Source organism: Streptomyces sp. NPDC005181 (genome assembly GCF_040608395.1).
GTDB lineage: Bacteria > Actinomycetota > Actinomycetes > Streptomycetales > Streptomycetaceae > Streptomyces.
Genome location: NZ_JBEXID010000032.1, coordinates 32,681 through 46,789 on the forward strand (window position 1 = coordinate 32,681; position 14,109 = coordinate 46,789).

Consider the following 14,109-nt stretch of genomic DNA (forward strand, 5'->3'; position numbering starts at 1 on the left):
CTGGAGGACCGCATCATGAGCGGGGAGACCGCACCCGTCGTCGAACCGGGCCTGTACCGGCTGCGCAATGTGGGCAGCGGGCTGCTGCTGGAGGTGTACGGCTCCGCCAAGGGCAGCGGCGCCAACGTGCAGCAGGGCAGCGACAAGCGGGACGGGGCGGGCGCCCAGCACTGGCAGCTCTCCCCGGTGCACGAGGGCGCCGCCCTTTACCACCTGACCAACGCGCACAGCGGCAAACGGCTGGACGTCGCCAACGCCTCCACGGAGAACGGCGCCAACGTCCAGCAGTGGAAGGCCAACAACTACGGCGCCCAGGAATGGCTGATCGAACAGCACCTGGAGGCGCCGGGCACCGTGACCCTGGTCAGCTTCATCAGCGGACTCGTCCTCGAAGTGGCCGACGGCAGCACGGTGGACGGCGCCAACGTCCAGCAGTGGGAGGACACCGACTCCCCCGGCCAGTGGTGGCAGCTGGAACCGGTGTCCTGATGTCCTGAGGGGCCTATGCGCGTCGGGCCAGGTGGACTGTGCGCGCCGTCAGCAGGAAGACGTCCGGGCGATTGCGCAGTCCGGCCGGGTCTTCGGGGTCGAGCAGCCGGTCGATCACGGCGAGGTCGTCGGCGGTGAGCGCGTCGGTGAACATGTCGCGCCGCCGGGCAAATTCGGCAATGACATGATCGCGGGCCTGGTCGGAGAGTGGTGCGGGCAGGTCGAGCAGGAAGCTGCGGGTGCCCTGCGGGGCCAGCCCCACCGCGGTGAACAGGGCGCTCCAGTCCTCGATCTCCTGCTTGGCGTCCGGCAGGGCCGCCCGCATCTCCTCGAACCAGTCCGCGGTCACCGCATCGAGCCTCGCCTCCAGGCCCGGCCGGCCGATCCCGATGTCGCGCGGCAGCTGACGCGGCGGCAGCCCGCCCTCGACGAGGGCGACGGTGCCACCGGGGCGCAGCAGCCCGGCGAAACCGGCGAGGACGGCGCGCTGGTCGCCCATGTGGTGAAGTGCGTTGCCCGCCCAGATCAGGTCCGCTTCCCCCAGCTTCGCCAGCTCGTCCGGGATCTCCGCGTGCAGCGTACGGACGCGGTCACCGAGGCCGAGCCGTTCGGCGCGGGACCGGGTGCGCTCCAGGAGTGCCGGGGTACCGTCCACGGCGACGACTTCGGCTTCCGGGAAAACCTCGGCGAGCAGGCACGCGATCACACCGGGGCCACTGCCGATGTCGAGGACCCGGCGTACCCGCGGGGCGGTGGGAAGACCGGCGATCCAACGGGCGGCCTCCTGGTACTGCGGGCTGCTGAGCTCGGCGTTCTGCTCCAGAAGCGGGCCCATGACGTCCCAGTCGAAGTCGGTGGTGTCGTGGTGATGGCTGTGCGCCGCGCGGTCGTGCTGACCGTGGGCGGTGTCGTGGTGAGGGCCGTGATCGGCGCGCTTGGTCATGCGGACAAGACTCGCCCTGTGTGTGGTGTCCGGCAAAGCTTTGTTGCCGGTTCGGCAAGCCACCGCCGCTCCGGTGCCGCGGAGGACGCGATCGTCAACGGCATGGGCATGTTCGGCCCGGCATCAGCCCCGGCGGCGGAATACCAGCAGCCGGTACTCCGGGTCGCTGCGCGCCCGGTCGGGGTCGGGCAGGGCCGACAGCGCCGCCGCGAGCCGATCGGCGGCCGCCCCCGGCAGCTCCAGACGCGAGACGAAGCCGCCCTTGCGCACACTTTGCGCCGCCGCCTGCGGTGTCCGCCCCTGTCCGTGGCCGAGGAAACGTGCCTCTCCCAGGACGTCCAGCCCGGCGTCCGCCCCGTACGCGACGACCAGTTCCTCGCGGTCGGACGGCTTCTGCCTCAGGTAGGGGGCGAACGCCTCGTCGATGTCGCTGCCCACGTCGTGCGCCGCGTCCTTGTCGACCGTGGTGATGAACACCCCGCCCGGCCGCAGTACCCGGGCCGCCTCGGACACCACCGCCCGCACCTCCCCCGCTCCCCGCAGCAGATGCAGCAGCCAGATCGCACCGACCGCGTCGACCGTCGCGGCGCCCAGCGGCAACCGCCGTGCGTCGGCAAGCGCCACCGCTCCGATCCGCTCCCGGGCGATCCGCGCCATGCCGTACGAGGCATCGGTGCCCAACACCTTCAGTCCGGGCCGGGCAACCGCGATCCGCTGCGTGACCAGCCCCGTACCGCAGCCGATGTCCACCAGCGTGCGCACGGACTCCGGGACCAGACTCAGCACGGCGCGGGCTGCGGACTCGGCCCTGGGCACGCCACCGCGGGTCGCGTCGTAGACAGCCGCCTCGGCGTCGTAATCGAGCATGTGGACGACTGTAGGACACCGGCCGGACCCCGGGTGGGCGCTTCCGGGAGACTGCGGATGCACGAAGCCGGGGCTACGACCTACGGCGAGGCTTGCCCTGCTTGCCGCCCTTCGGGCCGCCGGCGCCACCCCGTGGGCTCTTGCCACCCGACCTGCCGGCGGCGGGCTTCCGTCGCGCGTCGCCCGCGTCGGGGCGCTTGCGCTGCTTCGGCTGGGCCGGGGTGGCGGTGCGGCCCCGGGAACTGTTCACGGTCCGCCCGCGGACGATCCCGATGAAGTCCTCCACCATGTCGGTGGTTGCGTCCTCCGGCCACGACAGCGCGACGCGCGACTCGGGAGCGCCGGTGACCGGCCGGTAGGTGAGGTCCTTGCGGTGGTGCAGGCGGGCCAGCGACTGCGGGACGACCAGCAGCCCCACTCCTGCCGCCACCAGTTCGATGGCGTCCGCCGTCGTGGCGGGGCGCTCGTTCGCGGGCTGTCCCGGCGGACGCTCCCAGTCGAGCGTGTCGTCGAGGGGATGCAGCACGATCTCGTCGGCCAGATCCTCGGCGGACACCTCGTCGAGCGCTGCCGCGATGTGGTCCTTCGGGATCACTACCACCGTCGTCTCGGTGTACAGCGGGATCGCGCTGAGGTCCGTCCGGTCGATCGGCAGCCGCACGAAACCCGCGTCGGCACCGCCGCCCCGCAACACGTCGGCTGCCTCGGCGGCGGTCACCGCGACGAGGGTCAGTCGGATCTCGGGCAGTCGCTCGTTCCAGATACGCACCCACTTGGTCGGCGTCACGCCTGGCACGTACGCGAGCCGGAAAGAAGGGGGAACCTCGGCGCCTGTCACCCCACCAGGTTACCGGTCGTGGTCGGAGGCATCGCACATGCTCGCTACTCTGGACACCATGACGTCGCACCAGACCACCCAGACCATGAAGCCCGCAACCGCGGCGAAGAAACTGGGTGTGTACCTCGAGGCCACCCCCGCCGAGTTCCAGGAGGGTGTCGTCTCGCGCAGCGAGCTCGACGCGCTGCAGGCCGATCCGCCCGAGTGGCTGCAGGAGCTGCGGCGCAACGGCCCGCACCCCCGCCCGGTGGTCGCGGCGAAGCTCGGCATCTCCATTTCGGGTCTCGCGCGGGGCGGCATCATGGACGCCCTCACCACGGAACAGATCGAGGCGCTGAAGAAGGACCTTCCCGAGTGGCTGCAGAAGGAACGCGCCACCCAGGCCGAGGTCCGGAAGGAAGCAGTCCGCATCAAGGAGAAGAACGCGGAGAAGGGCGACCAGGCTCGCTGACCGCGCTCCTGACCGCTCTCCCTCCCCCCGACGGCCCTGAGTCCGTCGACAGCGGCGGACCGAACCGTCTCCGCCCGGTCACCACACAGTGCCGGCGCGCCGTCGGGTCCTGCCCGGCGCCCCCGTTCCGGCACTGGCGGTACCCGCATTCCGTCAGTGCGCGCCGTGTCCCGTGGCGACCGCCTCGACCCGCGCCGCCAGGGTCAGATCCTTCTCGGTGACCACGCCGCCCGCATCGTGCGTGTGCACCGCCAGGGCAACGGTGTTGTAGCCGAGCGTCAGATCGGAGTGGTGGTTCAGCTCGTCCTGGATCTGGGCGACATGAATGGTCATTGCGGCGGCGGCGAAGTGCGAGGCGAGCCGGTACGTGCGGGTGATCCGGTCACCCTCCAGCGCCCATCCGGGCAGCTCGCTCAGCCGGTCCTCGATCTCTTTCTGCGACAGCGGTGCGGTGGGCACGGGGCGGCTCCCTCACGAGGTCGGTTGCTGATGGGCGGTGGCGGTGACGTTACGGTCTCCGTATGACAACTGTCGCGCTTGACACGGGGGTAGGGCCACTGCTGCGCAGCTGGCGTCAGCAGCGGCGGATCAGCCAGCTGGAGCTGGCGCTGCGCGCCGACTCCGCGGCCCGTCACATCTCCTTCATCGAGACGGGCCGTTCGCGTCCCAGTGAGGAGATGATCCTGCGGCTGGCCGATCATCTCGACATCCCGGTCAGGGAACGCAACGCCCTGCTGGTGGTGGCCGGTTACGCGCCCCGTTACGCGGAGACCTCGCTCGACGACCCTGCGATGGACGCGCTGCGCGACGGCATGGAACAGCTGTTGCAGGGATACGACCCGTATCCGGCGCTCGTCGTCGACGGCACCTACACCGTGGTGGCGGCCAATCGGGGTATCGCGATGCTGCTGGAAGGGGTGGCGGAGCATCTGCTCGCCCCGCCGCTGAACGCCATGCGGCTCACGCTGCATCCGGAGGGTCTGGCTCCGCGCATCCGCAATCTGCGGGCGTGGCGGGCCGATCTGCTGGCGCAGATGGAGCGACAGATCGCGCTGGCTCGTTCGGCGGACCTGCGTGCACTGTACGAAGAGGTCGCCGGCTATCCGGTACCGGAGGGCGCCGACGGTCAGGACGCGCCGACAGGGCTGCCTTCGGCCCTGCCGTTCGCGCTGCCGCTGGCGATCGAGCACCACGGGCGGGTGCTGTCGTTCGTCTCCTCCATCGCGACGTTCAATACGCCGATGGATGTGACGGTGGCCGAGTTGGCGATCGAGACGTTCCTGCCCGCCGATCAGGAGACCGCCTCGTATCTGCGGTCGCTCGCCTCCTGACGGCCGGGCGTCCCGTGCAGCCCCGGCGAGGGGTGTCATTTCTTGGCGAGGGGGCGGGTCCAGGGGGCGTCGGTGCGCGCCAGGACGGTCGCGGTCACGCTCGCAGCGGCCAGGATGACCGCGGCGAGCAGCAGGGGCAGCGTCGGGTGTCCGTTCAGGACGGCCAGGGCTCCGGCGACGGCGCCGAGCAGCATGGCACAGGCCGAGATCACCCGTCGTCCGGCCTTGTTGCCGGCTCCTCCGGTGAGACGGCTGTCGGCGGCGATGCCCGTGATGGTGAGGGTCAGCACGGTGGTGGTGAGATCGGGGACCGCGAGCGAGCGGGAGACGGCATTCTGCACACCGAGACCCAGGGCCAGCAGCACGATGAGGGTGAAGCGGACCCCTCCCACGAACGGGGTGCCGGACACCTGCGTGACGATCACGGCGGCCGCGACGCACCCGGTCTCGGCGAGGAGCGCGCACTGGAGCATCCGGCCCCGGTGGGCGTGGGTGTGGTGCACGAGCAGGCCGCCGAGCAGCGCCCCGGCGACGAAGGCGCCGAGCGCGACGAGCGAGGCGGCGAGCGAGAAGCCGGGGGCTCCGGCGAACGCGAACCCGGAGAAGACCACATTGCCGGTCATGTTCGCGACGAAGACCCGGCCGAGTTGCAGATAGCTGACGGCGTCCACCAGCCCGGTGACGACGGTCAGGGCGAGCATCAGCGGCGGGAGCGGCCCGTGCCGGTCCGTCATGTCCGGTACGAGGGTGGCCCATGCCTCACGCAGCAGGACGGGCATGGGCACGCTCCAATCACCGGGACGGAATCAGGATTGTGCCGTGATCGGGGCGCGGAACGCAGGACCGCCGCAGCGCGAGCCGCCTCCGCACCGGTGGGCGGGGGCGGCACACGCTGCGGGAGCGCGAAGCGGTTATACGCGCGCGCCGTTGTCGAGCGGGTCCCGGCGTTTCGCTCCGGCGCCCGACGTGCGTCCGGGGGCGCGCTTGCGGGCGGGCGGCGGGGCCTTGCTGCTCTTCTCCAGGGTGAGTGCGACCGGTACGGCAGTCAGGACGGAGGAGTACGTGCCGACGCAGATACCGATGAGCAGTGCGAGCGCGAAGTCCGCGAGGGAGTCGCCGCCCAGCACGGCGAGGGCGGCCAGGATGAAGAGGGCGCCCATGCCGGTGTTGACGGTTCTGGGCACGGTCTGCAGGACGGCACGGTTGGCGATGGTCGTCACGGGTACGCGGCGTGCCTTCGCCCACAGTTCGCGGACCCGGTCGAAGACGACCACCGAGTCATTGACGGAGTAGCCGATGACGGTGAGGAGCGCGGCCAGGAAGATGCCGTCGACGGTGCGGCCGAGCCAGGCGAACGCGCCGACCAGCAGGATGACGTCGTGGACGAGCGCGGCGACCGATGCCAGGGCGAACGTCCAGCGGAACCGGGCTGCCAGATACGCGAGTTGTACGAGGACGACGACGGCGAGCGCGATCAGCTCGTTGCGCCGCAGTTCGTCGCCGAGGCTGGGGCCGATGAGTTCGTCGCGGACCTTGGTGGTGTGGCCGCCCTCCTCGGCAAGGGCGGCACGCAGCGCATGCTCCTCGTGGTTGTCGAGCTCTCCCGTGCGTACGGAGAGGTCGCCGGCGCCCGCCGTGGTGACCTCGGCGTCGCCGAACCCCGCGCCGGCCAGGGCGGTGCGAGCGGTCTCCACGTCGACGGGCCGGCTGGTCGAGTACTCGACGAGCCGGCCGCCGGTGAACTCCACGCCCAGGTTGACACCCCGTACGACGATGCCGAGGACCGCCACGGCGATCAGTGCCGTCGAGATCAGCAGCCAGCGGCGGGGGGACCGGAACAGCTGTGGATCACGGCGGGCCAGCCAGGTCCGTACGCGTCCGGGGCGTGCGATGCCGTTGACGCCCCGGTAGTCGCTGACGAACCGCGAGCGGGACGCGATCTCGGTGAGGGCGCGAGCGATGACGAGCGCCGAGAACATCGACGCGAGCACACCGATGGCGAGCGTGACCCCGAAGCCCTTGACCGGTCCCGAGCCGAGGAAGAAGAGCAGACCGGCCGCGATCAGTGTGGTCACGTTGGAGTCGGCGACCGCGCTCCAGGCGTTACGGAACCCGGCGGTCATCGCGGAGCGCACGGAGCGGCCGGGGCGTGCCGTGTACTCCTCTCTGGCGCGTTCGAAGACCAGCACGTTCGCGTCGACCGCCATCCCGATGGCGAGGACGAATCCGGCGAGTCCGGGGAGGGTGAGGGTGACGCCGAGAGCGACCAGCGCGGCGTACGAGATGACTCCGTACGCGGCCAGGGCGACCGCGGCGAGGGCGCCGAAGAGCCGGTAGACGAACGTGATGAAGAGGGCGGTGGCGGCGGCGCCGATGAGGGCGGCCCGGGCGCTGGCGTCGATGGCGGCGGCGCCGAGCGTCGGGCCGACGGTCCGCTGTTCGACGATCTCGACGGGGAGAGGCAGCGCACCGCCCTTGATGAGCAGGGCGAGATCGCGGGCCTCGTCGGCGCCGAAGGAGCCGGTGATCTGCGTGGAGCCGGACGGGAGGCCCACGTTGCAGCCGACGGACGGGGCGACCTGGGGGGAGGAGATGACCTGGTCGTCGAGGACGATCGCGACCCGCCGTCGTTCGTCCTGGGCGGGATGGCAGGCGGCTTCGCCGGTCAGCCGGGTCCAGTCCCGGCCCGCGCCCTTGTGGAAGTCGAGGGCGACGGACCAGCCGGCGCCCTGCTGGGCGTCGAAAGAGGCCCCGGCGTCCTTGACGCCCGCGCCGGTGAGCCGGGCCGGGCCGAGGGCGAGGGGACGGCCCTCCTCGTCGGGCAGGGTCAGCCCGGCGGCCTTGTCCTTCTCCTGTTCCGTGCCGGGACCCTGGACGGCGTGGAAGCTGAGCTGGGCGGTCCTGCCGATGACTTCGGCTGCCTTGCGCGGGTCCTGGACGTCGGGCAGTTCGACGATGATCCGGTCCTCTCCTGACCGGGTCAGGGTCGGTTCGGAGACGCCGAGCGAGTCGATGCGCCGGCGGAGCACCTCAAGGGTTCGGTCGGTGCTCTCCCGGTCCGCCTTCGTGGTGGCGGAGTCCTTGGCCTGGAGCACCATCCTGGTGCCGCCCTGAAGATCCAGGCCGAGTCTGGGTGACATGGTCAGCGTGATGAGCACGGAGACGAGCAGCACGGCCGCAGCCAGGACCGCTCGCACCGTGGTGGCGCGAGTCATGGAAATCCTCCGAGGGACGCCGGCCGCCCTCACCTCGGCGAGGACGCGCCGTCAGATCTGTCGAGCAGAACGGTGGCCGAGGAAACGGTCCGTCCACGGAGGGCCGCGCACGCCGGGGAGCGCCATGCGGAAGCAGTCGGCTGCGAAGGAGGGGACGTCCGGGGCCTGTTGCCGAGCGGGAAGCGGTACCGGGATGCCGAGCGAACCCGGCAACAGGGCGCCGCCGGGGCCGGGCGGCGGGAGCTGGTGCTGGATGCGGATGTGGTCGCCGGCGACCCAGGGGCGGGGAACGGCCGGGAGACCTGCGCGGTCGTGGCCGGTCGCCGTGGCCGTGCGGGTCCGCCGGGTGTCGTGCGGGTGGCCGGGGCGGGCGGTCCGGTCGGTGCGCTGGGCGGGCGTCGGGGCGGCGGGCGCGTGCGCGGCGGCGGACGCAGCACCGGACACGGAGCCTGGCGGGGTGACGCCTCCGGCGGCCGCGACGGCTGCGGACGCGCCGCCGACGACGGTGAGCACGACGAGCAGGAGCACGACCAGGGCCTGACGGGCCGCCGTCGCGCGCCCTCGGCGTGCCGTACGGCGGACCGGGCTGTCCGGTCGCCCTCTCGGGGGTGTCTTCCCCGGGGACGGCCCCGGGAAGGCGGTCACCTCGCCGGGCCGGGCAGGGCCGGCGCCGCGCCGGCGTGCCGGAGCGCGGAACTGAGGATCAGTCCCGCTCCGCGGACCACCGTGGTGGCCGGGTCGTCGGCGAGCCGCACCGGAACCCCGAGGCGGACCGCGATCCGGTGGGTGATGTCGGGGCGCAGCGCACCGCCTCCGGCGAGCAGCGGCCCCTTGCGCAGGGCTCCGAGGACCGCGCCGTGCCGGTCCTGCTGCCACATCTCCATGATCATGTCCAGTGCGGTGCGGACGACGGCGGTGGGCGGCTCGGCGGGTCCGAAGTCACTGAGCCCGGTCTCGGCCTGGTGGGCGTCACGGACCATTCCGTCGACCAGGAGGGTGACTTCGGTCAGCTCGGCCCCGATGTCGACGACGAGCAGCGGACCGCCGTCCTGCGGTCCGGCGTATGCGGCGGCGGCTCTGGCGCTGTCCAGCACGATGATGCGCGTCGGCCCGAGTGCGGCGAGCATCTCCCGCACCTCGGCCCGGTGTTCGGGCCCGGCGAGGACCGGGTGGCTGAGGACGATCAGGGTCTCGCTCCGGTCGGCGCCCAGAGCCGTGTCGGCGATGCGGCTGAGCATCCGGCCGCAGGACTCGGGGTCGACGATGCGCCCGCGCCGGACCGGACGGCCGTGACCGGGCCCACCCTCGGGATCGCCAATGGACTCGGCGTCGGTGACCGTGCCGAGTCCGGGGATCCAGGCACGGGTGCGAGAACTGCCGAGGTCGAGGGCGAGTCCGCGGGTGACACCGCGGTATCCCTTGCGGATGGACCGGCCGTGTCGCCGTCCGTCGTGCGGAGAATGCACCGTCCCTCATCCCCCGGCTTGCCGCAGCAGCCGTTCACACACACGTCGACCCGCTGATAGCGAGGCACGACCGAGCCCTCACTATGCAATAGGAAGGCAAAGAAAGCCACTCTTAGGTAAAATCCAAGGGATCGGCGTGCCCGTCCGTCCACCCGCACGGACGGGCGCCCGAGTGTTCCACCCCTCACACCTCCGACGGCAGGAACTCGGCGATCAGCTCGGCGAACTCGTCCGGTGCGGCGATCCGTACACCGAGATCCGCCGCCTTGGTGCGCTTGGACCCGGCCTTCTCCCCGGCAACCAGCAGCGTGGTGCGCTTGGAGACGCTGGACGAGGACTTCCCGCCGGCCCGCTCGATCAGCTCGTTCATCTGGTTCCGCGAGAGCTTCTCCAGCGCCCCGGTCATGGCTCCGGTGACCACCACCGTCATCCCGTTCAACGGCCGTTCGGCCGCCGCCTCGCCGTCCGCGGGGACAGCGGCCGCATCCGGGGTCTCCGCGCCGGGCTCCGGCGGCGGCGTCGCACCGGGCTCGGCCATGTTGACCTGGGCGGCGACCAGCTTCTCGATCAGCGGGGCGAGCTCCACCAGCTCCGCGACCACGGCCGCGGCCTTCTCCGTGCCGATGCCGTCGACCTGCTGGAGCGCATCGGCATCGGCGGCCCGGATCCGGTCCATGGTCGCGAAGTAGCGGGCGATCCGCCGCGACATGGAACGCCCGGTGCCCCGTACCCCCAGCGCGCAGAAGACCCGGGAGAGCGGCCGGGTGCGCGCCGTCTCGATGGCGGCCAGCAGATTGTCGGTGCTGGTCTCGCCCATCCGCTCCAGGCCCAGCAGCTGCTCGCGCTCCAGCGTGAAGAGATCGGCGAAGTCGGCGACCAAACCGGCGTCGACGAGCTGGACGACCCGGGTCGCACCGAGCCCTTCGATGTCGAGCTGGTCGCGTCCCGCCGCGTACGAGATGGAGGCGACCAGCCGGCAGTCCCGGCCCCGGACACAACGCCAGCGCTGCTCACTGGCGTCGATCTCGGAGCCGCACTGCGGGCAGGCCTCCGGGAAGACGATCGGCTTCTCGTCACCGGTCCGCAGATGGGCGACGGGTGCTTCGATGCGGGGGATGATGTCGCCCGCCTTGTAGACCATCACCCGGTCGCCCAGGCGGAGATCGCGGCGGGTGATGTCGGCCGGGTTGTGCAGCGTGGCGTAGCTGACGGTCGATCCGTCGATCTCGACCGGCTCCAGGACGGCGCGCGGCGCGATGATGCCGGTCCTGCCGACGTTCCACTCCACGCCGAGGAGCCGGGTGACCTTCTCGACGGCCGGGAGCTTGTACGCGATGGCCCAGCGCGGCGCCCGGGTCCCCGAACCGGCCTCGCGCTGGTCGGCCGCGAGATCCGCCTTGATCACGATGCCGTCGATGCCGAACGGCAACGAGGCGCGCAGCGCGGCGACTCCCTCGACCCGGGCCAGTACCTCCTCGACGGTGGTGACGGTGCGCGGCGCCACGTCCGTGTCCGCCGCGGTGTGCACGCCGAGCCCGGCGACGTACTCCAGGATCTCGCTGTGCGGGAGTTCGGCCAGAGTGCCGGTCAGCTCACCGGACTCGGGCAGCGGCAGGGCACCGTACGCGAAGAACGTCATCTCGACCGTGTAGGGGCGGTCCTTGGCCCGGAGGGTGCCCGCCGCGCCGTTCCTCGGATTGGCGAAGGGGGCGCCGCCGTGCTCGGTGCGCACGGTGTTGGCCTGTTCGAACTGCTCGTTCGTCATCAGGATCTCGCCGCGCAGCTCGATCGTCACCGGCTCGCCGAGCTGTTCCGGAAGCCCGACGACGGTGCCGATCGCGTGCGACACGTCCTCTCCCGCGGTGCCGTCGCCCCGGGTGATCAGGCGCTCCAGCCGGCCCGACCGGTAGCGGGCGGCGACCGCGAGTCCGTCGAGCTTCGGCTCCACCGACCAGGCGGCCACCGGTCTGCCGATCCGGCGCTCCAGGGACGCCGTCCAGGTGACGAACTGCTCGGCGGAGAACACATTGTCCAGGGAGAGCATCGGCACCGTGTGCGGCACGTCCCCGCCCGCGGCGCCGCCGGCGACCTTGCCGGTCGGCGAGGCGGCCAGCACGTCCTGCGGATGCGCCTCCTCGTACCCGGCGATCCCGCGCACCAGCCGGTCGTACGCGTCGTCGTCGAGCGTGCTCTCGCCCGTGGCGTAGTACGCGGCGGCGGCCGCCGAGGCGTCTTCGACCGCGGCGGCGTAGGCGGCGGCATCGGCGAGCACAACGGCTGAGTTCGTCATGGCCCCCATCCTGCCGCCCACCACTGACAATGCCCCTCAGCCGGCCTTCTGCCCCGTCCCGTCCGCCTCGTCGGCTTCATCCGCACCGTCGGATGTCAGCGGTATCTGCGGCCCGGAGCACTCCCGCAGCCAGCGCCGCAGTACCTCGTGCACCTGCTCGGCCCCCACCAACTCCGTGTCCGGCTCCGCCGATGCGTGAGAAGCCACCGGATCCGACAGGGATCGGGGCCAGAGCAGGAACGGCCGCGACTGCCGGCCCCCCAGCCCGCCGTGCGAGCCGATCTGTTCCTCGAAGGCATGCACACACCCCGTGTCCGGGTCGTACATCGAGTTGATCATCACATCGGCGACGTGCGGGAAGGTGTCGGTGCGCCGCACCGCGGCCGCCGCGCCCGGGCCGAACGGGGCCAGCGGGCCTTCCCCGTCCTTCAGTTCCGACACCGGGACCTCGGCGCCGCCACGCCCCAGCACGACCGATCCGTGCCGCTCGCTGCGCACCAGCAGGAAGCCGATGCCGGGATGGTCGGCGAGGGTGCCGAGCAGCGCGGGGTGTCGGCGGTCGAGCTGTTCGCGGGCCGCGCGTCCGTCGATGTCGGGGAAGGAGATCAGGCCGAGGTTGCCGGAGGCCAGGACAATCGGGTCGGACGGGGTTCCGGTGTGTTCCGCCGCGCCCTCGTCGACGGGCCGGTGCAGGGCGATCCGTACCGCGTCACGCGCCTCCGAGGCGCTCTTCGTATGCCGCGCCCGGCGCGGTACGGGCAGCCCGCAGCCCGCCCGTACCAGGTCCTTGAGCGTCAGCCCGTACACCCCCTCGAAGGTCTCCCCCGGGCTCTGTCCGTGGTCGGAGAGCAGCACGATCCGGTAGATGCGCGGGGTGTGTTCGGCGACCTTGACGATCAGGGCGAGCGAACGGTCCAGCCGTGCCAGGACCTTCTCCGCGTCACGGCTGTGCGGCCCGGAGTGGTGCGCCACTTCGTCGTACGCGACCAGGTCGGCATAGACGGCAGTGCGTCCGGCGAACATGTCGCCGATGACCGCGGCAACCACCACATCGCGTTCGACGACCGTCGCGAAGGCGCGGATGAAGGGGTAGAGCCCGCCGCGCTTGATCCGGGGCGTGTCCTTCCGTAGCCGTGCCCGGGTCGACTGGACGATCTCCCGCACGACTTCGGCGACGAACGACAGCGCGGTACGGACGGCGTTGGCCGGGTCGGAGAAGTAGGCGAAGTAACCGGCCCGTGAGCGGCGCCCCTTGCCGCGCCTCGCGGCCATCGACAGCACGAGCGCGAGCTGGTCGGCGCCGCCGCTGAAGAGATTGCCGCGGCTGGCGCCGTCGAGGGTCAGCAGCCCGCCGTCATGGGTGCGCACGATGGCGCGCCGCTGCAGTTCGAGGGCGCTCGCGGGTCTGCTGGAGACCATGACGTCGCCGGTCTCCTTCTCGTACCAGCGGAAGGCGGGGATGTCGTAGTTGCTGCCGTGCAGAATGCCCAGCTGGCTGGCGCCGGTCTGGCTGGACCAGTCGGTGCGCCACGGGGTGAGCCGGTGGCTCGACCGGTCGCCGAGCCAGTGCGCGACGGTGGGCATCAGACCGTCGGCGGCGGCCTGCGCAAGGACGTCGTGGCCGACTCCGTCGAGCTGGATGAAGACTGTTCCGGGCGGACCGCTGCGGCCGCCGTCCTCGCCGCTGCCCGTGCCGGTGCGCCGGCGGCGCCGGTCGGCGAGGCGCGAGAGTCTGCGGCGGTAGGCGTTGTCGTCGCGGACGGCGAGCGCGGTGGACGTCGCGGAGGCCACGGCGGACATCACGGCGGCGACGACGACCGCGGTCTCGGGGTTGGCGACGCCGCGGCCGTCCGGGGTGAGCCGCAGGGCGAGCAGCAGCAGCGAGCCGTTGAGGAAGAAGACCAGCATCCCGAGGACCAGGGCGGGCACGATGAGCAGCGCCCGTACGAGCGCCGGCCAGACCAGCGCGGAGAGCAGACCGAACGCGCCCGCGCCCCAGGCTGCCGTGAACGCGATCCTGGTGATGCTGTCACCGTTGTCGGACTGGAGCTGGAAGTCGGGCAGAATCCCGGCGAGTACCAGCATGGTGAGGGTCGAGACGGCCCACACCACGATCACTCGCATGAGGGCGCTGCCGGCCGTTCGCCATCGCCCGTCACTCACGCCGTTCCCACCTCACACGTCCGGGCCCTGCCGCTGGGGGCCCGGTCCCAGCCTTT

Annotated in this window: 13 protein-coding genes; 3 read left to right on the forward strand and 10 right to left on the reverse strand. The window is 71.8% G+C overall.

The window, feature by feature from the left end; translation table 11 throughout:
- Window positions 1-15: 15 nt before the first annotated feature.
- Window positions 16-489, forward strand: coding sequence for an RICIN domain-containing protein (locus ABZV38_RS21195; RefSeq protein ID WP_356329122.1), 474 nt, complete (start codon window positions 16-18; stop codon window positions 487-489).
- 13 nt (window positions 490-502) lie between these two features.
- On the opposite strand, the gene ABZV38_RS21200 is transcribed toward ABZV38_RS21195, so the two are convergent.
- The 3 genes from ABZV38_RS21200 to ABZV38_RS21210 form a co-directional block, all read right to left on the reverse strand.
- Window positions 503-1,432 (reverse strand): class I SAM-dependent methyltransferase, encoded by a 930-nt coding sequence (locus ABZV38_RS21200; RefSeq protein ID WP_356329123.1) that lies wholly within the window; start codon window positions 1,430-1,432, stop codon window positions 503-505.
- 123 nt (window positions 1,433-1,555) lie between these two features.
- On the reverse strand, window positions 1,556-2,299 hold the full coding sequence (locus ABZV38_RS21205; RefSeq protein ID WP_356329124.1) for a class I SAM-dependent methyltransferase: 744 nt from the start codon (window positions 2,297-2,299) through the stop codon (window positions 1,556-1,558).
- Between the two features lie 73 nt (window positions 2,300-2,372).
- Entirely contained in the window at window positions 2,373-3,137 is a 765-nt protein-coding gene (locus tag ABZV38_RS21210; protein ID WP_356329126.1) for a LysR family substrate-binding domain-containing protein, read from the reverse strand.
- A gap of 58 nt (window positions 3,138-3,195) precedes the next feature.
- Here ABZV38_RS21210 and ABZV38_RS21215 point away from each other — a divergent pair, with 58 nt between their 5' ends.
- A complete protein-coding gene (locus tag ABZV38_RS21215; RefSeq protein ID WP_356329127.1) occupies window positions 3,196-3,588 on the forward strand; it encodes a DUF5997 family protein in 393 nt (130 codons plus the stop codon).
- Window positions 3,589-3,741: 153 nt separating this feature from the next.
- Here the strand turns inward: ABZV38_RS21215 and ABZV38_RS21220 are convergent, their stop codons facing one another.
- Entirely contained in the window at window positions 3,742-4,047 is a 306-nt protein-coding gene (locus tag ABZV38_RS21220; RefSeq protein WP_356329129.1) for a 4a-hydroxytetrahydrobiopterin dehydratase, read from the reverse strand.
- A 62-nt stretch (window positions 4,048-4,109) separates the two neighbouring features.
- Here ABZV38_RS21220 and ABZV38_RS21225 point away from each other — a divergent pair, with 62 nt between their 5' ends.
- Window positions 4,110-4,919, forward strand: a complete 810-nt coding sequence (locus ABZV38_RS21225) for a helix-turn-helix transcriptional regulator (protein ID WP_356329131.1) — start codon at window positions 4,110-4,112, stop codon at window positions 4,917-4,919.
- 35 nt (window positions 4,920-4,954) lie between these two features.
- Here ABZV38_RS21225 and ABZV38_RS21230 read toward each other — a convergent pair whose 3' ends face one another.
- From ABZV38_RS21230 to ABZV38_RS21255, 6 genes are all read right to left on the reverse strand, one after another.
- Entirely contained in the window at window positions 4,955-5,698 is a 744-nt protein-coding gene (locus ABZV38_RS21230) for a YoaK family protein (protein WP_356329133.1), read from the reverse strand.
- Between the two features lie 132 nt (window positions 5,699-5,830).
- On the reverse strand, window positions 5,831-8,134 hold the full coding sequence (gene secD, locus ABZV38_RS21235; RefSeq protein WP_356329135.1) for a protein translocase subunit SecD: 2,304 nt from the start codon (window positions 8,132-8,134) through the stop codon (window positions 5,831-5,833).
- Window positions 8,135-8,185: 51 nt separating this feature from the next.
- Entirely contained in the window at window positions 8,186-8,662 is a 477-nt protein-coding gene (locus ABZV38_RS21240; protein ID WP_356329136.1) for a hypothetical protein, read from the reverse strand.
- 113 nt (window positions 8,663-8,775) lie between these two features.
- Window positions 8,776-9,600 (reverse strand): rod shape-determining protein, encoded by an 825-nt coding sequence (locus ABZV38_RS21245; protein WP_356329138.1) that lies wholly within the window; start codon window positions 9,598-9,600, stop codon window positions 8,776-8,778.
- Window positions 9,601-9,784: 184 nt separating this feature from the next.
- Window positions 9,785-11,899, reverse strand: a complete 2,115-nt coding sequence (gene ligA, locus ABZV38_RS21250) for an NAD-dependent DNA ligase LigA (RefSeq protein WP_356329140.1) — start codon at window positions 11,897-11,899, stop codon at window positions 9,785-9,787.
- Between the two features lie 27 nt (window positions 11,900-11,926).
- Entirely contained in the window at window positions 11,927-14,053 is a 2,127-nt protein-coding gene (locus tag ABZV38_RS21255) for a phage holin family protein (protein WP_356329141.1), read from the reverse strand.
- Window positions 14,054-14,109: the final 56 nt, after the last annotated feature.

What these genes read in the sequence shown, in the direction of transcription:
- secD (WP_356329135.1), bottom strand. Translation starts at nt 8,134, where the DNA reads ATGACTCGCGCCACCACGGTGCGAGCGGTCCTGGCTGCGGCCGTGCTG.
- ABZV38_RS21215 (WP_356329127.1), top strand. Translation starts at nt 3,196, where the DNA reads ATGACGTCGCACCAGACCACCCAGACCATGAAGCCCGCAACCGCGGCG.
- ligA (WP_356329140.1), bottom strand. Translation starts at nt 11,899, where the DNA reads ATGGGGGCCATGACGAACTCAGCCGTTGTGCTCGCCGATGCCGCCGCC.
- ABZV38_RS21205 (WP_356329124.1), bottom strand. Translation starts at nt 2,299, where the DNA reads ATGCTCGATTACGACGCCGAGGCGGCTGTCTACGACGCGACCCGCGGT.
- ABZV38_RS21200 (WP_356329123.1), bottom strand. Translation starts at nt 1,432, where the DNA reads ATGACCAAGCGCGCCGATCACGGCCCTCACCACGACACCGCCCACGGT.
- ABZV38_RS21230 (WP_356329133.1), bottom strand. Translation starts at nt 5,698, where the DNA reads ATGCCCGTCCTGCTGCGTGAGGCATGGGCCACCCTCGTACCGGACATG.
- ABZV38_RS21195 (WP_356329122.1), top strand. Translation starts at nt 16, where the DNA reads ATGAGCGGGGAGACCGCACCCGTCGTCGAACCGGGCCTGTACCGGCTG.
- ABZV38_RS21225 (WP_356329131.1), top strand. Translation starts at nt 4,110, where the DNA reads ATGACAACTGTCGCGCTTGACACGGGGGTAGGGCCACTGCTGCGCAGC.